At 62.9% G+C, this 21,070-nt stretch carries 25 protein-coding genes; 11 read left to right on the forward strand and 14 right to left on the reverse strand.

Going from position 1 to position 21,070, the window contains the following annotated elements:
* Positions 1–7 precede the first annotated feature (7 nt).
* Positions 8–1,408, reverse strand: a complete 1,401-nt coding sequence (gene lpdA / locus ACYVHK_RS13875; protein WP_460533016.1) for an NAD(P)/FAD-dependent oxidoreductase — start codon at positions 1,406–1,408, stop codon at positions 8–10.
* A gap of 285 nt (positions 1,409–1,693) precedes the next feature.
* On the opposite strand from lpdA, the gene ACYVHK_RS13880 reads away from it, so the two are divergent.
* Positions 1,694–2,077: a lysozyme inhibitor LprI family protein gene (locus ACYVHK_RS13880; RefSeq protein WP_460533019.1), complete on the forward strand. Its 384-nt coding sequence runs from the start codon at positions 1,694–1,696 to the stop codon at positions 2,075–2,077.
* 4 nt (positions 2,078–2,081) lie between these two features.
* Here ACYVHK_RS13880 and ACYVHK_RS13885 read toward each other — a convergent pair whose 3' ends face one another.
* The 5 genes from ACYVHK_RS13885 to ACYVHK_RS13905 all read right to left on the reverse strand — a co-directional run bounded on the left by ACYVHK_RS13885 (position 2,082) and on the right by ACYVHK_RS13905 (position 7,076).
* A complete protein-coding gene (locus ACYVHK_RS13885) occupies positions 2,082–2,768 on the reverse strand; it encodes a DNA alkylation repair protein (RefSeq protein ID WP_460533022.1) in 687 nt (228 codons plus the stop codon).
* Between the two features lie 87 nt (positions 2,769–2,855).
* Positions 2,856–3,158: a DUF2845 domain-containing protein gene (locus ACYVHK_RS13890; RefSeq protein WP_460533025.1), complete on the reverse strand. Its 303-nt coding sequence runs from the start codon at positions 3,156–3,158 to the stop codon at positions 2,856–2,858.
* Between the two features lie 131 nt (positions 3,159–3,289).
* Positions 3,290–5,560: a CocE/NonD family hydrolase gene (locus ACYVHK_RS13895; protein ID WP_460533028.1), complete on the reverse strand. Its 2,271-nt coding sequence runs from the start codon at positions 5,558–5,560 to the stop codon at positions 3,290–3,292.
* Between the two features lie 173 nt (positions 5,561–5,733).
* Positions 5,734–6,792 (reverse strand): cadherin-like beta sandwich domain-containing protein, encoded by a 1,059-nt coding sequence (locus ACYVHK_RS13900; RefSeq protein ID WP_460533031.1) that lies wholly within the window; start codon positions 6,790–6,792, stop codon positions 5,734–5,736.
* Between the two features lie 26 nt (positions 6,793–6,818).
* A complete protein-coding gene (locus ACYVHK_RS13905) occupies positions 6,819–7,076 on the reverse strand; it encodes a hypothetical protein (RefSeq protein ID WP_460533034.1) in 258 nt (85 codons plus the stop codon).
* 333 nt (positions 7,077–7,409) lie between these two features.
* On the opposite strand from ACYVHK_RS13905, the gene ACYVHK_RS13910 reads away from it, so the two are divergent.
* Positions 7,410–7,814 (forward strand): VOC family protein, encoded by a 405-nt coding sequence (locus ACYVHK_RS13910; RefSeq protein WP_460533037.1) that lies wholly within the window; start codon positions 7,410–7,412, stop codon positions 7,812–7,814.
* Here the strand turns inward: ACYVHK_RS13910 and ACYVHK_RS13915 are convergent.
* A complete protein-coding gene (locus ACYVHK_RS13915; RefSeq protein WP_460533040.1) occupies positions 7,811–8,431 on the reverse strand; it encodes a LysE family translocator in 621 nt (206 codons plus the stop codon). The genes ACYVHK_RS13910 and ACYVHK_RS13915 overlap by 4 nt on opposite strands.
* Before the next feature lie 151 nt (positions 8,432–8,582).
* Here ACYVHK_RS13915 and ACYVHK_RS13920 point away from each other — a divergent pair, with 151 nt between their 5' ends.
* Positions 8,583–9,038 (forward strand): Lrp/AsnC family transcriptional regulator, encoded by a 456-nt coding sequence (locus ACYVHK_RS13920; protein WP_460533043.1) that lies wholly within the window; start codon positions 8,583–8,585, stop codon positions 9,036–9,038.
* Between the two features lie 42 nt (positions 9,039–9,080).
* Here the strand turns inward: ACYVHK_RS13920 and ACYVHK_RS13925 are convergent, their stop codons facing one another.
* The 3 genes from ACYVHK_RS13925 to ACYVHK_RS13935 form a co-directional block, all read right to left on the reverse strand.
* On the reverse strand, positions 9,081–9,272 hold the full coding sequence (locus ACYVHK_RS13925; RefSeq protein ID WP_460533046.1) for a hypothetical protein: 192 nt from the start codon (positions 9,270–9,272) through the stop codon (positions 9,081–9,083).
* The gene (locus ACYVHK_RS13930; RefSeq protein ID WP_460533049.1) at positions 9,269–9,709 is read right to left on the reverse strand and encodes a TraR/DksA family transcriptional regulator; all 441 of its coding nucleotides are present in this window, start codon (positions 9,707–9,709) and stop codon (positions 9,269–9,271) included. Before ACYVHK_RS13930 ends, ACYVHK_RS13925 begins: the two co-directional genes overlap by 4 nt.
* A gap of 467 nt (positions 9,710–10,176) precedes the next feature.
* Positions 10,177–10,374 (reverse strand): PEP-CTERM sorting domain-containing protein, encoded by a 198-nt coding sequence (locus ACYVHK_RS13935; protein ID WP_460533052.1) that lies wholly within the window; start codon positions 10,372–10,374, stop codon positions 10,177–10,179.
* Positions 10,375–11,232: 858 nt separating this feature from the next.
* On the opposite strand from ACYVHK_RS13935, the gene cysS reads away from it, so the two are divergent.
* The gene (gene cysS, locus ACYVHK_RS13940; protein ID WP_460533055.1) at positions 11,233–12,609 is read left to right on the forward strand and encodes a cysteine--tRNA ligase; all 1,377 of its coding nucleotides are present in this window, start codon (positions 11,233–11,235) and stop codon (positions 12,607–12,609) included.
* Positions 12,610–12,678: 69 nt separating this feature from the next.
* Here the strand turns inward: cysS and ACYVHK_RS13945 are convergent, their stop codons facing one another.
* Complete coding sequence (locus ACYVHK_RS13945) at positions 12,679–13,284, reverse strand: hypothetical protein (protein ID WP_460533058.1); 606 nt, start codon at positions 13,282–13,284, stop codon at positions 12,679–12,681.
* 163 nt (positions 13,285–13,447) lie between these two features.
* Between ACYVHK_RS13945 and ACYVHK_RS13950 the strand changes: the two genes are divergently transcribed.
* The gene (locus tag ACYVHK_RS13950; RefSeq protein ID WP_460533061.1) at positions 13,448–13,792 is read left to right on the forward strand and encodes an alkylphosphonate utilization protein; all 345 of its coding nucleotides are present in this window, start codon (positions 13,448–13,450) and stop codon (positions 13,790–13,792) included.
* Between the two features lie 26 nt (positions 13,793–13,818).
* On the opposite strand, the gene ACYVHK_RS13955 is transcribed toward ACYVHK_RS13950, so the two are convergent.
* A complete protein-coding gene (locus ACYVHK_RS13955) occupies positions 13,819–14,931 on the reverse strand; it encodes an ABC transporter substrate-binding protein (RefSeq protein WP_460533064.1) in 1,113 nt (370 codons plus the stop codon).
* Between the two features lie 310 nt (positions 14,932–15,241).
* Positions 15,242–16,126, reverse strand: a complete 885-nt coding sequence (locus ACYVHK_RS13960; protein ID WP_460533067.1) for a substrate-binding periplasmic protein — start codon at positions 16,124–16,126, stop codon at positions 15,242–15,244.
* Positions 16,127–16,220: 94 nt separating this feature from the next.
* Between ACYVHK_RS13960 and ACYVHK_RS13965 the strand changes: the two genes are divergently transcribed.
* The 6 genes from ACYVHK_RS13965 (at position 16,221) to ACYVHK_RS13990 (ending at position 20,069) form a co-directional block, all read left to right on the forward strand.
* Positions 16,221–16,682 carry a CopD family protein gene (locus ACYVHK_RS13965; protein WP_460533069.1) on the forward strand — a complete coding sequence of 154 codons (462 nt, stop codon included), beginning with the start codon at positions 16,221–16,223 and terminating at the stop codon, positions 16,680–16,682.
* A 260-nt stretch (positions 16,683–16,942) separates the two neighbouring features.
* Positions 16,943–17,461, forward strand: a complete 519-nt coding sequence (locus ACYVHK_RS13970) for a GNAT family N-acetyltransferase (protein WP_460533072.1) — start codon at positions 16,943–16,945, stop codon at positions 17,459–17,461.
* A gap of 23 nt (positions 17,462–17,484) precedes the next feature.
* Complete coding sequence (locus ACYVHK_RS13975; RefSeq protein ID WP_460533075.1) at positions 17,485–18,030, forward strand: DUF4287 domain-containing protein; 546 nt, start codon at positions 17,485–17,487, stop codon at positions 18,028–18,030.
* A 142-nt stretch (positions 18,031–18,172) separates the two neighbouring features.
* Positions 18,173–18,733, forward strand: a complete 561-nt coding sequence (locus ACYVHK_RS13980) for a DUF3455 domain-containing protein (RefSeq protein ID WP_460533078.1) — start codon at positions 18,173–18,175, stop codon at positions 18,731–18,733.
* A 62-nt stretch (positions 18,734–18,795) separates the two neighbouring features.
* Entirely contained in the window at positions 18,796–19,347 is a 552-nt protein-coding gene (locus tag ACYVHK_RS13985) for a sigma-70 family RNA polymerase sigma factor (protein WP_460533081.1), read from the forward strand.
* Positions 19,344–20,069: an anti-sigma factor gene (locus ACYVHK_RS13990; protein WP_460533084.1), complete on the forward strand. Its 726-nt coding sequence runs from the start codon at positions 19,344–19,346 to the stop codon at positions 20,067–20,069. The genes ACYVHK_RS13985 and ACYVHK_RS13990 overlap by 4 nt, the downstream gene beginning before the upstream one ends.
* Before the next feature lie 65 nt (positions 20,070–20,134).
* Here the strand turns inward: ACYVHK_RS13990 and ACYVHK_RS13995 are convergent, their stop codons facing one another.
* Positions 20,135–21,034: a LysR family transcriptional regulator gene (locus ACYVHK_RS13995; protein ID WP_460533087.1), complete on the reverse strand. Its 900-nt coding sequence runs from the start codon at positions 21,032–21,034 to the stop codon at positions 20,135–20,137.
* Between the last annotated feature and the right edge of the window lie 36 nt (positions 21,035–21,070).

Raw genomic sequence — 21,070 nt, forward strand, 5'->3', positions numbered from 1 at the left:
ATTCGGGCTAAGCCTGCATGGCGCGATTCGCCACGGCCATGGCGGCCTGGCGCGAGGCTTCTGACCGTGTGGGGTGCGGGTGGCAGGTGAGCGCGATGTCCTCCGCCGAGGCGCGGAACTCCATCGCCACACAGTATTCGGCAATCAGCTCGCCCACACTGGGACCTATCATGTGCACGCCGAGGATCTCATCGGTCGCGTCGTCCGCCAGCACTTTCACAAAACCTTCGGCCTCGTGGTTGATCTTGGCCCGGCTATTACCACCAAAGGGAAACTTCCCCACCTTGTAGGTACGCCCTTCAGTCTTGAGTTGCTCCTCGGTCTTGCCAACCCAAGCCACCTCGGGCTTGCTGTAGATCACGCTGGGAATGACGGCATGGTTGACCTCGCTCGCCTGTCCGGCGATGACCTCGATACAGACAATGGCTTCATCTTCCGCCTTGTGCGCCAGCATGGGGCCGGAAGTCACGTCGCCAATCACCCATACCCCGGGCACGCCACTGCGCAGATGGTCGTTGATCAGCATGCCGCGTTTGTCCGCTGCAATACCAACGGTTTCCAGCCCTAGTCCCTTGGTATAGGGGCGGCGGCCAATGGCAACGAGGACATAATCCGCCTCCAGCGTTTCCACCGAGCCGCCGGCAGCAGGTTCTAGCGTGAGCGTTACGCCCTTGGCAGTCGTCTGCGCACCCGTCACCTTGGTACCCAGCTTGAAACTCATGCCCTGCTTGGCAAGCGATCGTTGCAAGGTCTTGCCGGTATCCTCATCCATGCCGGGGCAGATGCGGTCGAGGTACTCCACCACCGTCACCTGGCTGCCGAGCCTGCGCCAGACCGATCCCAGCTCCAGGCCGATCACCCCGGCACCAATCACCACCAGGTGACGCGGAACCTCAGGCAGCGACAAGGCACCGGTCGAATCAAGAATACGACGGTTATCCACCGTCACCCCGGGCAGCGGGGTGGGCTCGGAGCCGGTGGCGATCACGATATCCTTTGCCGTCAGCACCTGCTCAGTGCCATCGTCAGCGGTCACCACCACCCGGCCCGGGCCATCGAGACGCCCCCAACCCTTGATCCACTCTGCCTTGTACTTGCGGAACAGAAACTCGATGCCTTTGGTGAGCGTGGTCACGCTCTCATCCTTCTGCTTCATCATCTGCGCCAGATTGAGCTTGGGCTTGACCTCAATACCCAGCTGAGCGAACTCGGTTCCTGCCGCCGCCTCATAGAGCTCCGAAGCATGCAACAACGCCTTGGACGGCATGCAACCCACATTCAGGCAGGTGCCGCCCAGGGTCGCCCTTCCCTCTATGCACGCCACCTTCAAGCCCAGTTGACCTGCACGGATAGCGGCGTTGTAACCGCCAGGGCCGCCGCCTATGATCACCACGTCGTATGCACTCATCGATCTGCTTTCCAGGTGTCGCCCATCGGGCGGGAGATTAGAGATTTACGCTATCGCCTATTAATCTACCATCCAGTTGGTAGTTTACAAGCCGGATTGCAAGTGCCGCCAGGAGGCGTCGCTGCAAGGCGATGTTGCATGACCTTAACCCTGCACTTCCGCCTGCACATCCCACAGCATGGCGAGCCCGGTATCACTCGTTCGGGTGAGTGAAATGGCCTGAGGGGCTTTCCATTGCAACCAGACTGCCGCTATAACGGGGTCTCCGCCTGATAGGACCATCCCATGCGCCTCGCTGCCAAGCTCTCCTTGCTCACGCTCGCGCTGCTGCTCGGCAGCGCCCACGCTGCCGATGCGGGCAACGGCTTTGAGTGCAAACCCGATGGCAACCAGCAGGAGATGAACGCCTGCGCGATACGGGATTTCCAGGCCGCCGACAAGGCGCTCAACAACCAGTACCAGCAGTTGATGGGCAGCCTGCCCGCCGCCAGCCAGACCAGGCTGCGCACCGCCCAGCGCAGTTGGCTGAAGCAGCGCGACCCACGCTGCAAGACCGCGACGAAAGCGTCGATGGGCGGGTCGATCTGGCCGCTGGAATTCTATGGCTGCCTGCAAGCCGCAACCGAAAAACGCACGGCCGAGCTTGCCAAGTGGCCAGCCGGCAAATAGCCGCCTAGCTCAGGTGCTTGCCTGCCTCGCGCAGGCTCAGCGGTGACAGCAACGCACGCTGCTGGGCCAGGAAGTCGCGAACGGTTGCTGGCGCGTGGTGCGCATAGTCGCGCAGCGCCCAGCCTATGGCCTTGCGGATAAAAAAGTTGGGTTCCGGTGCCAGTACCCGTGCGTAGTGGAACAGCCGTTGCTCATCCACATCGGCCCGCCAGCCCAGTTGGTGCAACATGGCAATGCGTCGGACCCAGAGATTGGGATGATGCAGGGCCACATCCATGCTGCCCTGCGCATTCGTGTCCACCAGGCTGGCGGCATGGACAATATCCCCCACCACCCCGGCCAGACCATCAACCGTATCCCACCAGGACTTCTGCTGTACCAGCGCCAACAGGGCGTCGATATCGTCCATGCCCAAGCGCTTCCAGTGCCGCGCCAGCAGGTCGACCGCCACGTACTGGTACTCCCGCTCGGGCAGCGCCCACAGGGCGGCGGCATGCCGCAACAGCGCCGCCGCATCGGCACCGGTCTGGGCCTTCAACAAGGGACGCAGGGTTGCCCGCCGTACCGGCGTTGGCAGCCCCAGGAAAGGGAACTGCTCCCGCATATAGGCGCGCATCGGCCCGGCGCGCTGTGGGTCGGCAACCGGCCGCAACAGCGCCTGGACCTGATCGACAAAGTCTGGGGTAGTCATGCGCTGGAGCATTGGCCGGCGCCCGTAAAAATGCAAGCAGGCCGGTACGAACACCGGCCTGCAAAGGTCAAACGGTCCGACCTGCGTTTAGCGTATACGATCACCGTAGCGGATCGAGACCAGCACGCCATTCTCGAACCGCAGAATGGTCAGGAACTGGCCCGGCCCCGGGTTGTAGGTCCACTCGTCGACTCGCTGGCAGGCGCCCTCACCCGGTTTGCAAAAGGAATCTTTGGCCACCGGCTCGCCGCACTTCATGGTCACAGCCGCCTTGTTGTCGCCGATGCCAGCCAGATCACCATTGCAGCGCAGGAACTCGGCCCGGGCCTCCAGGCCTGCGCCAACCAGCAGCAAGGCAAACGCCCCGCGTATTGCCATATGCCGAAGCATCCAATCTCTCCTTGGGGTGTTTTTGCTTGTCCTGCCGGTGCCACCAGGCGCACCGCAGGCGACGTCGGCCATGCAGGCCGCGTCTGCCCACTTCAACGCTGCGGCAACGCCAGCGGTTGACGCTGCCTGGCTCAGCCCGCCGGCCGCAACGGCAGCGTCAAGCCGGTCCCGCCATACCAGCGCAGCCGCACCGGCACCTTGCCATCGGCCACGGTCTCGTCGCTCACGTCCTTGCCGCTGCCGTAGTTGATCTGCATCTGCGGCTGCTTGATCACACCCGCCAGCACCACCAGCCGGCTGCCCTTGGCCAATAGCCGGCTGGTGAGCCGTCCGGCCGTCAGTTCAAGCTGCTGCCGCTTACCCGGCACCAGCAACTGGCGCTGGCTGCGGTCCCGCGCATAACTCAGCCGGTTCTGCAGCGAGGAAAGCTCGACATACTCACCGGCCGCCGTCAGCTCGTAGAGGCTGAAGCGCAGGTCCAGGTCGCGCTTGTTGCTGCTGAAATCCAGATGCACCTTGAACAAGCCGCTCAGTTCAGTCGCCTGCGTGAAAGCCGGGCTGACCCACACCATGCTGCCCCAGGTATCAAGCTCGGTATTGACGATACCGCCACCGACGGCAGCACGATCAATATCGCGACGGTCGGCCAGCGCCATGGTCTGGGTGATGGGCGCCAGCCGGGTCGGCGCCTTCCGGAGCAGGTAGCGCCCGCCTTCGCGCGTATCACTCAGGTAAAGCCGCACCGGCATACCCATCGCGTCGATGCTCGGTGCATGCCGCCAGACGTTGCCGCCCATCAACTGGTAGTTCACCTTGTCCTGCAGCAAGGCCGGCTTGGGGCCGCCACGCAGTATGTGGTCGAACCACTGGTAGCGCAGCTCGCCGATATCGATCTGCGCCACCGCATCCGTCCGGTACCCGCGCAGATAGCTGCGGGCATCGCCCAGCGGGCCCATCGTGCCACGCTGGCCGCGGACATGGTCATAGGGGCCGATCAGCAGGTAGTGCTCGGCATTCGGCCGGTGGGCAAGGTGCTGCTGGTAGTAGTACAGCGCACCCAGTTGGCCATCATCGTAGTAGCCGGTCGTGGTGAGGATGGGGATGTCGATGCGGGCAAACTCCTGCCGGTAGGGGATCATTGCCTGCCAGTAGGCATCGTAGGCCGGGTGCGCCAGCCAGCGACGGAAGATGGGGTTGGGCGTGCCGTCTATCTGGTCCAGATCGCGATAGGCCGTGCCGCCCACATACCAGTTGCGCCACATGCGCGCCCAACGGGCCCGGTCATTGATCGCGGCTTCGTCCTGGGTCTTGTTGTTGGTGATGTAGAACGGCCAGTAGTACACGAAGCTGAAGAACACATTGCCATCCATGGGCACATCGATGCCCGGCGCGGCAGTCACCGAGGGCATCATGGCCTTGAGCGCCCTGGGCAGGCGCTTGGCGGCGGCCCACTGCGTAAAGCCTTCATAGCTGCCGCCATACATGCCGACGCGGCCATCGCTCCAGCCCTGCACCGCGATCCACTCGATCAAGGCGGCGGCATCCTCGCCGTCGTGCTCGTACGGCACGGCCGGGCCAGGGCTGCAGCCCTTGCCACGGCTCAGGCCTACCACGGCGGCATAGCCATGGGATGCCGTCCGGCGCGCTTCGACCAGCATGCTCTCGGGACTGGCGTAAATGGTGAAGTTCAGCAAGGTGGGCAGGGGCGCCACCGCACTGCGGGGGCGCACGATCAAGGCACAGACCACCACACCGGGCGCCGTCGGCACGGCCACCTCGCGCTCGATCAGGTAGCGGCGCTGGTCATCCTCGGCAACCAGGCCATCGAGCCATGGCGCAGCCCGACGCAAGGCACTACTGGCCTGATACTGCCGCAACAAGGCCAGTGCCTCGTCTTCCTCCAGCGAGGTCTTCCCCTTGGCCCCAGCCAGGCCGCTTCGCCAGTCGGCATCGGCACCCGCAGCGCCCAGTTGCAAGGCACGGATCACCATGGCCGCCGTGGCATCGTCCAGCGTCTGCATGACGCTGCGGAAAGCTGCAGCATAGGCCAACTCGAAAGGCTGCCCCTGCGAGGCCGCCTGCTGGGCCAGGGCGTCTATCTGGTAGGGAACATTGAGTGCGGCCGCCGGGTAAGGCCCATCGGCCCGTACCTCGCGCAACCGGGCCGTGCTGGCCATCGCCTCCGGATAGCGGCGGGTCAGCAGTTGCAACCGGAATAACTGATCGAGATAGGCACTGCGGTCGTCGTCCCGATAGTCCGCCAGCACTTGCTCGGCGAGAGCCGGCATCGCCGCCGCCAGCGCGGCGTCATCGTCAGCCCAGCCATCCGGCAACGCATGGGATGCAGCATGGGAAAACACGGCCAGGTACAGGCATACCGCAAGCAACAGGGAACGCATCATGAGCAGGCACCAGGTGGAGAAGTCGAACCACCCAGACAGGGTAGACGACAATCCCGGCGCTGCTCGGCCCATGCGACCGATCGCGAGAAACGGGGGGTGAATGGTGTATCGCCAACGGGCGCCCGCGCCCAGCCTGGGTCGGTCGCGGGCGCCCGTAAGGCTAGCTCCCCAAGCTAGGCCGCAATTCCCACATGCAGGCTGGCGACGTAGCCGCTGCTGACATCACCCGTCAACGTCAGCATCTGGTAGCTCGTCCCGTCACTGAACACGTTGTCGCCGGCATTGGTCGGCACCGAGGTGTTCTGACCATGCGTGGCATATAGGCTGCTGGCGTAGACCGCCGTATTGATCGTTTCCGGAAAGGCCAACTGGGTGGTGACGGTGGCCGTGACCTTCAGGTTGTCGTTCAGGTAGATCTGGGCATGGATATGCGTGACCCGCCCGGCGTACCAGCCGGGATAGATGGTCGTGAAACTGACCTGGCCGGCACTGTCGCTGACCTGTATGCCGCGCAGATAGGTCTCGCCGGCATGATTGCCGTTCTGGCTGCTGCTGTAGCCGGAATACTCCCCGTCCTTGTCGCAGTGCCAGATGTAGACCGCGGCATTGCTGATCGGCGCGCAGAGGTTGTTCACGTTCTCCAGCGTCAGGTTCAGCGTCAGTGGTACGCCGGTTTTGCTGTCGCGTACATCCTGCCGGACCATCGCAGTATTGCTGAGTATCGCCAGCAAGGGGTAAGGCCCTTCGGTCTCGCTGGGGATCAGCGCGCAGTTGCCCGCCGCCGTCGCACCTGCACGAACCACCGTAAGGGCATAGCTGCGCGTGGTCGTGCCATCCGCAGCGGTCACGACGATGCTCAGGCTGTTACTGCCGACCGCCAGGCTGACCGCCGCAGTGGCACTGCCGCTGGCCACCGTCGTGCCGTTGACCTTGATCACGGCCGTGCTGCTGGTCGCCGTCGGCGTCACGGTGATGCTGCTCACGCCATTGGTCACGCTGACCGTATAGCTGGTGGTGGCAGCCGCAAAGGCAGGGCTCAGGCTGCCGGCGGACAGCACCAGCGCGCTCAGGCTCGCATCATTGCTGACCGTACCGCCCACCGTGCCGCTGCTGGTCTCGCCACCGCTACCGCCACAACTGGCGACCGAGATGGCACCCAGTGCGGAAACGGTACCGAATCCGAGTGCCTTACGGCGACTGAACAAGGGGCCGCGGGTATCGGGATTTTGCATATTGGACTCCTGCTATCGAACGGGGATTACTTACTGGCGGCCGGCGGTGCCGGTGGCGCGCCGTCCTTGAAATCCGGCACAAAGGCGAGCTGGCAGGTGCCGGTCAGCGCGCGGCCATCCGGCGTGGTGACCTGTACGGCCGCCCCCGCCGCCTTGCCCTTGCAGGCAGCGGTATCGATCGGCGGCGGGCCCGGCGGGCGGCCGCCTTGCGGGGCATTGTCGGCCAACGCACCAGGGGCAAAGGCGCCAAACAGGCAGAGGGGGAGTATTTTGCGGAGGAACATGGGCGTGTCTTTCACATGGAGGTGAAGCCAGCATCGCAGCCCCGACAGACAGCGACAATACCGGTGTGCCCGGCAATTGTTTCCAGGTTTGACAGCCCTCTTCGCCTTGCACCACAGCGCCAGACAGGACGGCGGATAACGTAAGAAACTGTTGCTGCGCACTTACAATTCTTGCACTTGGCTTACCTTGCCAAGCACGCCGATGTGATTGATTTCATTGAAACAAACCACACAATCCGGCGACCAGGCCGCAACGCCACAGCAGCCCGCCGGCGAGCAGCCCTGCCAATCGCTTACACTGCGCCGCCTTCCCTTCCATTGACGAGTTCCGCCATGCTCCACCACTTCTCCTTCGGCGTTCGCGATATCCAGCGCTCAGCCGCGTTCTACGATGCCGTACTGGGCGCCTTGGGCTATGTCAGGGTCTGGACGGATATGGACGATGGCGATCCGGATGCCGCCGTCGGCTATGGTCGTGAAGGTGGCGGTGACAAGTTCGCCATCAAGCTGCGTGCGACCACCACGCAGGCCCCGGGTGACGGTTTCCATCTGGCGTTCACCGCACCGGATCAGGCGGCCGTACAGCGTTTCCACGCCGCCGCCCTGCAACAGGGTGGCGGTGACAACGGCCAGCCCGGCCTGCGACCTGACTACGGCCCGGACTACTACGCCGCCTTTGTGATCGACCCGGACGGCTACCGCATCGAGGCCGTCATCAACGCCGCCGGCTGCTGCTAAGCCACGGCCACCGCCAGCAACTGCCAGCCGGCAAAGCCCAGCAGTACCAGCCCCGCCACGCGGTTGATCACACGCATCGCGCCGCTGGCCATGCGCTCCCGTAGCGCGGCCATGCCCATGGCCAGCGCGAGCCACCAGCCGGCCGATCCCAGCGCGACGCCCAGCACCATGGTGCCGGCGGCAGTCGCATCCGCCGCCATGCCGCCGCCGAGGGCTGCAAAGATGGCCACAAAGCTCAGGATGGTCATGGGGTTGCTCAGGGTCAGCAGGAATACCGAGCCATAGGCCGACCAGCCGCCCGGTGCCTCCCGCGCCTCCGCCGTGCGGCTGGCGGCGTTGCCTCGCCATAGCTGCACACCCATCCAGGCCAGGAACAAGGCACCGATGATCGTCAGCGGTTGGGCCAGCGCCACGAAAGCCGCCGTCACCCCGGCAACGCCGAACGCACCCAGCGCGCCATAGACCGCATCGGCGCTGGCAGCGCCCAGGCCACTGGCAAAGCCGATGCGCGGCCCATACTGCAGCGTCCGCTGCATGCACAAAAGGCCAATCGGGCCAACCGGCGCCGCGATGGACAAACCGATCAGGGCCGAACGGCCCAGCAAGACCATATCCATTTCCACTACTCCAGACAGACAAGACGATGGCAATAGTCTGCTTGGTGAGCGCGCCGAGGTAATTACGAAAAAAACGGAAATTCGGCAGAATGGCCTAAGCTATTCTGGTCAATTGGCGATAGACAGTGTGTTTTTACGGAGACCCGCCCACATGGAGCTAGACGGCAAATCCTGGAAGATCCTGCAGGCCATCCAGCAGGACGGTCGTATCTCGCTGACCGAGCTGGCCGGCCAGGTGGCGCTATCGGTCCCGGCAACCTCGGAGCGGCTCAAGCGCCTGGAGGAAGCGGGCGTTATTCAAGGCTATCGGGCTATCGTGTCGCCGGAGCGAGCCGGCTATGGGGTGATGGCACTTGTCGGCATCACGACCGGCCAACCCGGCAAGGCCAAATTCATCGCCAAACTGGAAAGCCTGCCGGAGGTGATCGAATGTCTGCATGTAACCGGCCAGGACTCCTACGTCCTGAAGGTGATTACCCGTGACATTCGTCACCTGGAACGCTTCGTCGGTAGCATCAACAGCTACGGCGAGACACGGACCTCCATCGTGATGTCGGAGCCCATCCCTTTGCGGGCCGTCGCTCAGCCCGAACAGGCGCCAAGCTGAATCCTGTGCAATGCCCAGGCAGCGTGGTAAATCGTCGCGGTATCAGCGCGGCCGCAACACTCGCATCCGGGTATCCGCCAGCACCGGCTGGTCGGTAGTCGGGCTGACTACAGCCAGCACCGGCTCACGATGGGAGATATAAAAGCTGCCATGCCAGGCCGAACGCGAATCCGGCAGGGCACCGAGGCTCTCGCCGGTCCCGATACGCATGCTACCGCCCTTGAGTTTGCTCAACGTCCCTGCCTCCGTCGCAGCTCATGCTGCTCTTGTACATCCAGGCTGTACAGCGCGGTGGGCTCGGCCAGCAGGCGGGATTCGCCGATCGGTTCGCCGGTCTCCATGCACCAGCCGTAGCGGCCTTCGTCGATACGATTGATGGCGGCATCGATACGCTGCAACTGCTCATGTTCATGATCGCTGACCAACCGGGCCATATTGTGGTCCTCTTCGAGTGAGGCACGGTCGGACGGGTCAGAGGCGGTATTGTCATCGTCCCGCATATGGGTCTGGGCAACATCGGCCGCAGCCAGCAAGGTATCCCGCCGCTCGATCAACAGGCTGCGAAAGTGGGCCAGTTGTTCGGCGCTCAGGTAGCTGTCAGAAACGACAGTAAGGTCGGGAGGGGATTGGGGTGCGCGGGCAACGGCGCTATTGGTATTGGTGCGTTTCACGGCGAGTATCCTCGTGAATCACTCCTGGAGCAGGGGCGAGTTGGACTAGCCATCATCACAGACCCGATACCTGGCCTGTCAGCCAGCGTACCCGGTTGCGGGGCTGTCGTGTAATGCCATCCGGCTTTGCTTCGCCAGCCTGCCAAGGACTCCATACCGCCGACACCAAGCCTGGTGCCATCGCCTTGTTGGTGGGCAAATCAGCCCACAGCATCGCCCCACCATACTCCCACTGCGCCGAATAGCTACTGATTCCTGCGCCGGACCAACACGCTGGCAAGTCGGGTTCCATTCGGTTTCCCAGCTCGGTGCCAAGGCGCGCAGCGTAGTTGTCCATGACATGAACCCAGCATGCCGGGCGGTTGCCTCCCGGTGCACCGGCCAATAGCACGCCGCTGTACAGCATGGACGGCGAAAACAAGACAGGGTCGCGTCGGCGACCCTGTTTGTCCAAACATCCCTGAGCTTCATGTAGGTGTAGTGCGCTTCATGATCCTTACCAGGCCGAACAGAGCGACCCCGAACAAGGACAGCAAACCGGGTTCCGGTACCGCATTGATCACGGCATCATCACCAGGTGGTGGCGCCAGAGCCACCGAAAAGAACGAAGGCTGGGCATCGTTACCACCCAGTTCGTCGCTGGTCGGAAAGAGGACATCAAGCAAGACCTCCTCCGGCTTGGGCGCCCCATCAATGACGGGAGGCACCTCGGTTTGGTCAAGCACCGGCGGATGCCCGCCCGATGGACCTGCAGCGCCACCAAACGGCGCGCCACCATTCGCCCCACCCGGCGCAGCGCCGCCCCCGGTAGAGGCCCCTGGTACAGAACCACCTGGAGAAGGCGCAGAGGATGCAGATGGTGCAGGAGGAGCACCCGGGACAGGCGGTTTTGGCGGTACAGCAGAAGGTGCCGGCGGCGTGAGCACCGGTTTGAACGCCGGCGCGGGCGCGTCGGACGGTTGAGGCTGGATACCACTATCCACCCAGGCAATCAGCACCTGGGCAGGGGGTCGGTTCGCACTGCTGACAATACCCGTTCCCGACCCGGCAAACGTCTCGCAACCACCACAATCCATAGCCCTGACCTGGCCATTAGGGTTGATATGCACCAACGCAGCCTGAGTACCAAACGACGACATGAACAACAAACTGGCTACAAGATATTTCAATTTCATCATAACTCCCTTAAATCAATAAGTTAGACAAAGGGATTGCCCTGATTATGCAAGCATAAATCGGCCCACTCATTAATAATCAAACACTTACAAAAATTGATGGGAAATTTGACAGCGGACTGTCAAGAAATCCGACAGCCTGCCCCGGCATATGCACCGCGCTTGACCCAGACCCGTCACCGCTCTTAGCATCGGCACCATGATTCGCTACACCGCTACCCCCTCCATCAAGGCACAGGCTTGTTGTCCGCAACCGCCTCGGGGTCCTTGCGTCTAGCCAATTCATGTAGAACATCCCCAGAGGCCGCGGCGTTGCAAAACCCGCGGCCTCTTATATTTGGAGCGCCCGTGGCATTGCACCTGTACGACACCTATCAACGCGCCCTGCGCGAATTCGTCCCGCTTCATGCCGATCAGGTCGGGCTCTATTGCTGCGGCCCCACGGTGTACGACTACGCCCACATCGGCAACCTGCGCACCTATGTGTTCGAGGATCTGCTGCGCCGTACCCTGGAATGGCATGGCCACGCGGTCAGACATGTGGTCAACATCACCGATGTCGGCCATCTGGTCAGCGATGGAGACGACGGCGAGGACAAAATGGAGAAAGGTAGCCGGCGCGCCGGCGAATCTGCCTGGGTACTGGCCGAGCGCTACACCCAGGCCTTCATAGCGGACATGCAGGCCCTCAATCTGCTGCCACCTACCCTCTGGTGCAAGGCGACCGACCATATCGCCGAACAGATCGCCTTTGTCGCCTTGCTCGACGAGAAAGGCTTTGTCTATCGCACTGGCGACGGCCTGTACTTCGATACCAGCAAGCAGGACAACTATGGCTACCTGGCCAGGCTAGACCGCGACAAGCTCGATGCCGGCCATCGCGTGGACATGGGCGAGAAGCGCAACCCCACCGACTTTGCCCTCTGGAAATTCTCGGAGCCGGGTGTACAGCGGCAGATGGAATGGGACAGCCCCTGGGGCCGAGGCTTCCCCGGCTGGCATATCGAGTGCTCGGCCATGTCGGCCAAGCATCTGGGGGCATGGTTCGATATCCATTGCGGTGGCGAAGACCATATCGCCGTCCACCACAGCAACGAGATCGCCCAGACCGAGGCGGCACACGGCACGCGCCTGGCCAACTTCTGGCTGCACGGCTATTTCCTGCAACTCGATGCCGCCAAGATGTCCAAATCCAGTGGCGATTTTCTACGCCTGCAGACCCTGGCGGATCGTGGCATCGACCCCCTTGCCTATCGCTACCTCTGCCTGACCGCGCACTACCGCAGCCAGCTCAACTTCACCTGGGAAGCCCTCGACGCCGCGGCCACCGCACTGGCGCGGCTGCGGGAGAGTTATCTGCGCTGGCCCGAAGGCGGCGAGCCCGATGCCGATACCCTGGCGCGCTTCACCGATCAGATCGACCAGGACCTGAACCTGCCACGCGCCCTGGCCGTCGCCTGGTCACTGGTACGAGGTGATCTGCCAGACGCGGTAAAGCGGGCAAGCTGGGATGCCATGGACCGGGTGCTGGGCCTGGACCTCGCCCATTGGCAGCCGTCCGAAGTGCGTGTGCCAACAGATATCCAGGCACTGGCGGATGCCCGCCAGCAGGCGCGACAGGAAAAACGCTGGGCCGATGCAGACGCCCTGAGGCAGGCCCTGGCCGAGCAGGGTTGGGAGGTGGAAGACAGCGCGAACGGCCCCCTATTACGGCCGCGATTGTAGGCGACAAGGCGTAAGCGCGCCGATTTCTCCGGGGCGCTTACGTTGACTTGACCAAGCCTGGGTCACACATCAGGCAAACAGGCTCGCGAACATGGTCCGCCGCTGCTGCTCGACCGAGCCCAGCGCCAGTATCTGGGCCATGCTGGGCAGCGGCAGCGGGTTCTTTTCGACAAAGTCCTGATGGCTCGCCCCTGCCGGCAGGGACTGATCGTAGGCCTTGATCCGCTTGACGATCTCGTCGTCGGACAGACCATCGGCCTTGGCCCGGTTGTACACTTCGATACGGCCATCGACCCGCTTGTCGATCTCCTGCTCGCGTGCCAGCCAGTTCTCCCAGGTCACGGCCTCACCATTATCCTTGTAGTGTGCCGGCTTGCTGGTGATATCGATACTGATCCCGTCACGACGGTAAGCCATCTGCTCCACCGGCCCGGCCCCCGGCGGCGGCTGCTTGGCAGACGGCCCGACGAAGTAGTCCAACATGCGCACCTTCATGCCATCGTCGGCCGCAGCCGACTTGGCAAGACCGGCGGCGGAGAGGCTGACCTTGTCCTCCTCCTGGCGCTTGCCCATCCCGGCAGCGTCTGCCGTGGCAGCGGCCAGGTTTTGCCGGTTGTACGAGAGGCCATAGGCGCTATGGGCCTGATAGGCTTGCAGGCTGCTGTTGACGTTCATGCTTGTCCCTCCTGGACCACGCTCGTTTCTGTGTACGAACGGTACGGAGAAATAGCAGGAGGTATGCCAGCCTAAAGACCATGGCATGAATAGGGGTATAATGCATCGGCTCAAGGAGGCGCTAAGGCGCCTCCAATCAATTCATTGCCCCGGAAAACCTATCATGTCCGCTATCCCCGCCTGCCCCCAATGCACCCTGGAGAACACCTACCCGGATGGCGACAACTATGTCTGTGCCGATTGCGGCTTCGAGTGGGCCGCACAGGCGGCAACGGACGGTGACGAGGTGGTCGACACCGTAGTGCGGGATGCCAATGGCAATGTGCTGACAACCGGCGACGCCGTCGTGCTGATCAAGGACCTGAAGGTCAAGGGCTCGTCCATCACGCTGAAGGTCGGGACCAAGGTCAAGAGCATCCGCCTCGTGGAGGGCGGCGACCATGAAGTGGACTGCAAGATGGACGCCGGCAACTTCATGCTCAAGGCCTGCTTCCTGCGCAAGGCCTGATGGACAAGGGGCATGCGCCCCTTGCTTCAGCGGCTCAGATTGCCGGTACCGCTGATCATAGTCACGTCGACCAGCTTGGCACCCACATGGTGGCTGTCGGCAAAGTCCACGACAAATCCGCCCAGGTCATAGCTGCGCATCTCATCAAGCGCCTGCAGCACGCTCTGGCGGGTGGGGTTCTTGCCAGCGCGGCGGATCGCTTCCAGCGTGGTACGGCCGGCGATATAGCCTTCCATCGACGCATAGGAGAGCTTGGCCCGCTTCGGCGCGTAGGCCTTCATTGCGGCCTGGTAATCGCGTGCCAGCTTCAGGCGGCTGTCCAGCGGATAAGGAAACACCTGCACGATGCCGACGCCACTGGCCGTCTCCGCCCCGATCAGCTCGACCACTTCCTCGTAATTGGCATTCGACAGGCTATAGAGTTGCGCCCCGCCACCCATCTCGCGGAACCGCTTGATGAACTGACCGGCCGACTTGCTGTTGGAGATCATGATCACCACGTCGGGGCTGGCACGCAGCAGGGCTTCGGCCGCCGGTCCCAGATCAGGCGCGCTCGGCTCATGTCGCACCATCGCCAGCGGCTTGATGCCGCGCTTGTTCAGTTCGGCATTCGCGACATTACCCACCGCGGTACCAAAGGCGTCGTTCTGCACCAGGAGCCCCACCCGCTTGGTGCCTAGCCAGCTACCGATCATGCTCGCCAGCTTATCGACCTCCGCCTTGTAGCTCGGCCGCAGGTGAAACACATGGCGGTTCTCCGCCTGCTGCGTATCGGTGATCGCCGCCCCGGCACCCACCAGGGCGATCTTTTCCCGGTCGAGCAGGCTGGCCAGCGGATCGGGCGTACCCCAGTAACCGACCAGCGCCAGCGCCTTCTCCGCGCCGGTCAAGGTCGCGGTATTGGCCTGCATCAGGTCCATCTTGCCCTGGTCGTCCAGCAGCGATAGCCGGACCTTCTCGCCATTGATCCCGCCGGCTGCGTTGACCTCGGCAATCGCCACCCCGACGCCCAGCGACAGCCCTCGCCCGCTATCCCCCGCCACCGCCGAAATAGGGACCGACTGCCCCAGGACAATATCAGCCCGGGCGAGGCCCGACAGGGCAAGCAGGGAGACAGCAAGTACGCGCGCAACAGTCATGGAAAACCCCGCATCGATTCAGGTAGAAGGCCGGCAAACGGCCCGGACTGAAACTAAATTACGTTGCGGGGCATTCTGAATGTTCTGCGTAATTTTTCAGTAAGTTTCGATATTGCGATGCACCAATACCGTGCAAATGGACATCTATCACACTGTTTTAAAAGATTAAAAATGCAAAGCCAGGAATGACACATTCTGGAGCATTTACTCTTTTCCCTGGTAAGCGAGCAACCAGTCCGGAGCGTCACATCGGCATACGGCTAGCGCAGGTAGCATTGCTACCTTAACCCATCAGAAATCACTAACATGCCTACCGGGGTACCGGCGCCGCTTCACCTTTCCAGTTGAAACTCGCCCTGCCTGCAAACTGCTCCATCGCCTCATCCAGCAGCTTTGCTGGTACACCCTTGCGGTCCAGTTGTTCCAGCTTCTCGTCCATGGCTTCCAAGAGACCCAGGCAGGCGGACTTCTTGCTGAAGCCAAAGTGGATATCACCGTCGCTGATCGCCGGCTTGAGCGCCACGATGCTGCCCGACAAAGCACCCTCGGTATTGCGCAGGTAGGCGCGGCCCAGTTGCTCACCGGTCACAAAGTAGTCAACCCGGCCCGCGCGCAATTTCTTGAAGTTCTCGACCATGGTGGGCGCAACCTCCACCTTGAGACTGGTCTTCAGATACTCATCGAAACCGCTGCCAAAGAAGTCGCCAGCGCTGACCGCACCGCGATAGGCCGCCAGCCCCGGCCACTCGGCCGTCCTTATCGGACTATTGGCTGCGACAAACACCACGATAGGGTTATGGAAGGCCCGGCTGCGGGTAAAGCTGAGATAGCGCTGCCTGTCCGGCGTGATACGCAAGGCCAGCAGCAGATCGATCTCGCCACTCTCGGCCATCGACAGCGCCCGCTTCCAGGGATAGAACGCGGGCTGCAGCGTGACATTGGCCGGCGCCACCAGCTTGAGCAGCGCCACCGCCGCACCCTGATAGCGTACCTCGTCCTCCGCCCACCCATACGGTGGGTACTTGGGGTTGGTGGCATAGACCAGCTTGTCGCAGGCCGCCCCGGCCCAGAGCGGCAGGGCAAACAGCACAGCCAGGGCGCCAGCACGCCTGCCAGCACTTCCAACCATCAATATCCCATCCTGCCACCGTGTAGCCATGCCACGGCGGCTTTTCTCTACCAGCCTGTTATTCATGCCATCCTCCAACCTTGGCCTTCACTATCGGCAGTAAGTAGCCGGGTCGCAAGGTCGCCCTCCTCAATCGACCTAAAAAACACCGGGAGACGTCATGTCCATCGATCCGCTACTACGTTTCCTCCATATCGCCAGCGTGACGCTATGGGTAGGCGGCATGTTCTTCGCCTACATCTGCCTGCGACCGGTCGCCGCCAGCCTGCTCGAGCCGGCCATCAGGCTACAGCTCTGGCGCCAGGTCTTCGCGCGGTTCTTTCCCTGGGTAGGGGGCATAGCCGTCATTATTCCTGTCAGCGGCTTCATCATGATCAGCCAGGTCGGCTTTGCCGCAGCCCCTCGCAACTGGCACGCCATGATGCTGAGCGGCCTCGTCATGGTAGGTATCTTCATCTACGTTTACATCCGCCCCTACCGTCTGCTGTGTCAAGCCGTGGCGGATCAGGTCTGGCCATTGGCGGGTTCGGCGCTCAATCGCATCCGCCAGCTTGTCGGCATCAATCTGGCGCTCGGCGTATTCACTATCGGCATTGCTACACTGGGGCGCTGGTTTAGCTGAAGACGCAGCGGTAACCAGCGTGCAATTCTGCCGAGATAAATCCAACTTATCTAAAGTCTGCTTTAACTTTCACCAAAACCCCACGGCGCACAGGTTGACATGGAGACCAGGATGCAAGTCGAATACCTGTGCGACGTATACGCCCAGCACAATGCCGCTGCACGCTGATTAAGCGTGCCCCGGGGCAGTGACGGAAGCACCTGCACAGCCACCCGGCTTGTCGGTACTATCTCGAAAAACCACAGCAGTACCCGGATACGATGCCCGCCAATTCTCCCCTCGCCGTGCCAGTGCATGGAGACGTTAGCCTGCGCCCGCTGAGCCACGACAACTTCAAGCCCGTCATCGCCCTCAACGTCCGTGCCTGGCAAACCGGGTTTGTCGCCACAAACGAGAACACGATCGCCAAGGCCTACCTGGACCATGAACACGTACTGCTACGTGTCGTCTATGCCGAAGAGACACCAGTGGGCCTCCTGGCCTTCTGGTGCCATCCCGGCAAGGCGCAGTTTCACCTGCTACGGTTCATGATCGGCAGCCAGTACCAAGGCTATGGCTACGGCCAGGCCGCCATGCAGCTGCTGCAACAGGAGCTCTACGCCCGGCATGGCAGCATCCGCGTCACGCTGTACTACCGCGAAGGCAAGGGTAGCCCCCGGCCTTTCTATGAAAAGCTGGGCTTCGTCGATACGGGCGAGAAGGATGGCGACGAGTTCGTCATGGCAAAACGGCTGGGATCAGCAGCGTACGGTCTGGCCACCAACGAGCACCACCGATAAGAACCTTGAACTAGGAGAGAGACATGAGTTTCCAGGCTTACATAGACAGTATCCGGGAGAAGACCGGCAAGACTCCGGACGACTTCCGCAAGCTGGCCGCGGGGAAAGGTTTTACCAAGGTGGGCGAGGCCGTCGCCTGGCTCAAGACCGACTTCGAACTGGGCCATGGCCACGCCAACGCCATGGCGCAGTTGCTGCTGAACCCGGACAAGTTCAGCGCCCCGGCCGAGGACAAGTTTGCGGCCCTGTTCAGCGGCAAGAAGGCCCACTGGCGCCAGCCCTGCGACGCCTTCGCCGGCCAACTCAAGGCGCTGGGCCCCGACGTGGAACTCTCGCCCAACAGCACCTATATCAATGTGCTGCGCGGCAAGAAGAAGATCGGCCTGATCCAGGTCTCGACCGCAGACCGGCTCGATATCGGCATCAAGCTGAAGGATACGCCAGCCACGGAACGGCTCACCGAGGCCGGCAACTGGAACGCCATGGTCAGCCACCGGGTACAGGTCGGCGAAGCAAAGGAGCTTGATGCAGAACTGCTGGGCTGGTTTCAAGCGGCCTACGCCGGCTAGCTGCCAGCGACGACGATCAGCAATGGCGCGCCGACAAAAATAATTTGCCGGTCACTGCATCCAGACGGCGAGCACCTGGCTAGTAGGGAATGTGAGCAGCGGTTTCGCCGCTTGCATTCCCTACCCGACAAGGAGCTACGCCATGAAGACCTTCGCCACCCTGACCCTCTCGGCCACCGGCCTGATGTTGCTTTCCGCCTGCGCCGGCATGTCCGGCCCCGGTACGCCAGCCAGGCCCTACAGCCAGGATGCCCTGCCGGATGCCGTCAAGGTACCTGCAGGCAACCTGGTCGCACTGGAAACCACCGGTATCGGTGAGATCACCTACGAATGCCGTGCCAAGGCCAACATGGCGGGGGCGTTCGAATGGACATTCGTGGGGCCGCAAGCGGATCTGAAAAACCGTGGCGGCACCCGGATCGGTACCTACTACGGCCCACCCGCCACCTGGGCATCGCTCGATGGCTCCAAGGTCACCGGCACACAGCTGGCCGTCGCGCCAGCCGGTACCGGCAACATTCCCGCACAGTTGGTGAAGGCCAATCCGGCGACGGGGACCGGTGCGATGGCCGGCATCACCTTCATTCAGCGCGTGGCGACCCAGGGCGGCGTCGCGCCAGCCAGCCCCTGCGATCAGATGGCCGCCGGCCGGAAGGAAGTGGTGAAGTACCAGGCGGACTACATCTTCTGGAAGGCCGCTTGAGGACGGGCGGCGTAGCTGCTAGTGTCCATGCCACCTTTCGCTGAAGCGAGCCAGGCCCATCTATGCCGACCGTAGCAACCCGATTCGACTACGAAGCTGCCGTGCTCGCCTGCGCCCGCGGGGAACACTACGCCCTGCGCGCCTTGTACGAGCAAGAGGCGCGCTGGCTGCTCGGTGTGGCACTGCGCATCGTGCGCGACCGGGAGCGGGCCGAGGATGTCCTGCAGGATGCCTTCCTGCAGGTCTGGCAGCACGCCGCCACCTACCAGCCCGCGCTCGGCTCAGCGCGTGGCTGGATCTACACCATCGTGCGCCACCGGGCGCTGAAGGAAATACGCACACCCGGTCGCCTTCAGACGCTGGACCCGGCCGAGCTGGTCGCGCTGGTTGACCAGCGCGAGGCCGGCGACCGGGCCGATGACCGCGGCCTCGACACCGAAAGCCTGGAGCATTGCCTGCAGCAGCTCGATGAAGCCCGCCGCAACTGTGTCATGCATGCCTTCGTCGATGGCTACACGCATGAACAGATAGCCGAGCGCCTGCAAACGCCGCTCGGCACCATCAAATCCTGGATACGGCGCAGCCTTGCCAGCCTCAAGGAGTGCATGGCGTGATCAACCTTCAAGATCCGGCAGAACGCGCTGCCGCCGCAGGCGAGTATGTACTCGGCACCCTGAGTCCCGAGGATCACGCCCTTGTCGGCGCCATGCTGGAACAGGACTCAGCATTGAAAACCGGGGTCTATCACTGGCAGGATCGCCTGCTGAGCCTGACGGCAAGCATACCGGCCGCCGCCCCGTCACCCGCATTGTGGCAGCGCATTGAAGTCGCCGTCGCCGCGACGGTGACGCGCCCCAGGGCCTATCAGCCACCGGCCCGGCTACCCTGGTGGCAGCGTGTGCAGCTTTGGCAAGGCGTCAGCGCGCTGGCCGTCGCGGCATCGATCCTGCTCGCCAGCTTGCTGCTGCTACGTACCCCGACTCCCGACATCCCGAGCGTACGCTACCTTGCGGTACTGCAGAGCCCGGACAAGCACGCCACCGGTTGGGTCGTAGAAATCAAGGCCGGCCAAACGCTGAGGCTGGTGCCGGTGGCAGATACCGGCGCAATGCCCGCCGGCCGCTCGCTTCAGTTCTGGACCAAGCCGCAGGGCGCCGCTGGGCCCACCTCGCTGGGCCTGGTGCGCGCCGGGCAAACCGTGGAATTCCCGGTCTCGCGCCTGCCCGCCGTCGGCACGGAGCAACTGTTCGAGATCACCCTCGAGCCCGAAAACGGCTCGCCCATCGGCCGTCCGACCGGCCCGATACTCTATGTCGGTCGCACGGTCGCCATCTGACAACAGCTTGACCAGTTGAGCTGGGCCGGGAACAGAGTCCGGTGCTGCAGGTGACCGCAGCACCGCTACGTCAGGCCGCCTGCCATCAGCCCGGCCAACCAGTTCATGAACACCTGCACCCGGCGCGGCAGGTGCCGACGGTTGGCATAGAGCAGCGATACCGGCATGGGTGCCGCCCGGTACTCCGGTAAGACCTCGATCAGTTGGCCCGATTCCAGCAAGTGCCGCACCCCGCTGCCCGGTACCTGGATCAGCCCGAACCCGGCCAGACAAGCAGCCTCGTAGGCATCGGTATTGTTGACGGTCAGCGCCCCCGCCATGGGCAGCCGCTGATTGCCCGCGTCATCCACATACTCCCAGCCTACGGGCTTGGCACCGAACTGCGGCTGGAAATGCACCATCAAGTGTCGGTCCAGGTCGGCCAGGCTGCGTGGCGTACCGTAGCGCTGCAAATAGGCCGGGCTCGCACAGTTGATCTGGTGCAACTGCCCGACCGGCCGGGCGATCAACGATGCATCTCCCAGCGTGCCAACCCGCAACACACAATCGAAGCCCTCCCGCACCAGGTCCACCCGCCGGTCCGTACTGCTCAGCTCAAGGGCGAGATCCGGGTGCTGTTGCATGAACTCTGGCAACCGGGGAATCACGATATTACGGGCCACCCGGCTGGGCATATCCACCCGCAAGCGCCCAGTCAACGTCGCCTCACTGCTCTGGAACATGGTCTGCAGCTCATCCATGTCGGCCAGCAGGTCCTGGCTCCGTTCAAAGAATGCCTGACCATCCTGGGTCAGTTGCACCTTGCGGGTCGTCCGGTGCAATAAACGGGTCCCAAGCACCGCCTCCAATTGCTTTACCGCGGTCGAAACGCTGGCCTTCGGCAGATTCAAACCCTCGGCCGCCTGCGTAAAACTCCCCAGCTCCGCCACCCGCACAAAAATCCTGATCGCCTCCAGACGGTTCATACCCCACCCAACTGTTCTTTCTACACGAACAGTGTA

This window comes from Chitinimonas naiadis, assembly GCF_054780835.1.

What these genes read in the sequence shown, in the direction of transcription:
- ACYVHK_RS13890 (WP_460533025.1), bottom strand. Translation starts at nt 3,158, where the DNA reads ATGCTTCGGCATATGGCAATACGCGGGGCGTTTGCCTTGCTGCTGGTT.
- lpdA (WP_460533016.1), bottom strand. Translation starts at nt 1,408, where the DNA reads ATGAGTGCATACGACGTGGTGATCATAGGCGGCGGCCCTGGCGGTTAC.
- ACYVHK_RS13975 (WP_460533075.1), top strand. Translation starts at nt 17,485, where the DNA reads ATGAGTTTCCAGGCTTACATAGACAGTATCCGGGAGAAGACCGGCAAG.
- ACYVHK_RS13960 (WP_460533067.1), bottom strand. Translation starts at nt 16,126, where the DNA reads ATGAATAACAGGCTGGTAGAGAAAAGCCGCCGTGGCATGGCTACACGG.
- ACYVHK_RS13965 (WP_460533069.1), top strand. Translation starts at nt 16,221, where the DNA reads ATGTCCATCGATCCGCTACTACGTTTCCTCCATATCGCCAGCGTGACG.
- ACYVHK_RS13955 (WP_460533064.1), bottom strand. Translation starts at nt 14,931, where the DNA reads ATGACTGTTGCGCGCGTACTTGCTGTCTCCCTGCTTGCCCTGTCGGGC.
- ACYVHK_RS13950 (WP_460533061.1), top strand. Translation starts at nt 13,448, where the DNA reads ATGTCCGCTATCCCCGCCTGCCCCCAATGCACCCTGGAGAACACCTAC.
- ACYVHK_RS13895 (WP_460533028.1), bottom strand. Translation starts at nt 5,560, where the DNA reads ATGATGCGTTCCCTGTTGCTTGCGGTATGCCTGTACCTGGCCGTGTTT.
- ACYVHK_RS13880 (WP_460533019.1), top strand. Translation starts at nt 1,694, where the DNA reads ATGCGCCTCGCTGCCAAGCTCTCCTTGCTCACGCTCGCGCTGCTGCTC.
- ACYVHK_RS13970 (WP_460533072.1), top strand. Translation starts at nt 16,943, where the DNA reads ATGCCCGCCAATTCTCCCCTCGCCGTGCCAGTGCATGGAGACGTTAGC.
- ACYVHK_RS13995 (WP_460533087.1), bottom strand. Translation starts at nt 21,034, where the DNA reads ATGAACCGTCTGGAGGCGATCAGGATTTTTGTGCGGGTGGCGGAGCTG.
- ACYVHK_RS13980 (WP_460533078.1), top strand. Translation starts at nt 18,173, where the DNA reads ATGAAGACCTTCGCCACCCTGACCCTCTCGGCCACCGGCCTGATGTTG.
- ACYVHK_RS13910 (WP_460533037.1), top strand. Translation starts at nt 7,410, where the DNA reads ATGCTCCACCACTTCTCCTTCGGCGTTCGCGATATCCAGCGCTCAGCC.
- ACYVHK_RS13900 (WP_460533031.1), bottom strand. Translation starts at nt 6,792, where the DNA reads ATGCAAAATCCCGATACCCGCGGCCCCTTGTTCAGTCGCCGTAAGGCA.
- ACYVHK_RS13920 (WP_460533043.1), top strand. Translation starts at nt 8,583, where the DNA reads ATGGAGCTAGACGGCAAATCCTGGAAGATCCTGCAGGCCATCCAGCAG.
- ACYVHK_RS13945 (WP_460533058.1), bottom strand. Translation starts at nt 13,284, where the DNA reads ATGAACGTCAACAGCAGCCTGCAAGCCTATCAGGCCCATAGCGCCTAT.
- ACYVHK_RS13915 (WP_460533040.1), bottom strand. Translation starts at nt 8,431, where the DNA reads ATGGATATGGTCTTGCTGGGCCGTTCGGCCCTGATCGGTTTGTCCATC.
- ACYVHK_RS13885 (WP_460533022.1), bottom strand. Translation starts at nt 2,768, where the DNA reads ATGACTACCCCAGACTTTGTCGATCAGGTCCAGGCGCTGTTGCGGCCG.
- ACYVHK_RS13985 (WP_460533081.1), top strand. Translation starts at nt 18,796, where the DNA reads ATGCCGACCGTAGCAACCCGATTCGACTACGAAGCTGCCGTGCTCGCC.
- ACYVHK_RS13905 (WP_460533034.1), bottom strand. Translation starts at nt 7,076, where the DNA reads ATGTTCCTCCGCAAAATACTCCCCCTCTGCCTGTTTGGCGCCTTTGCC.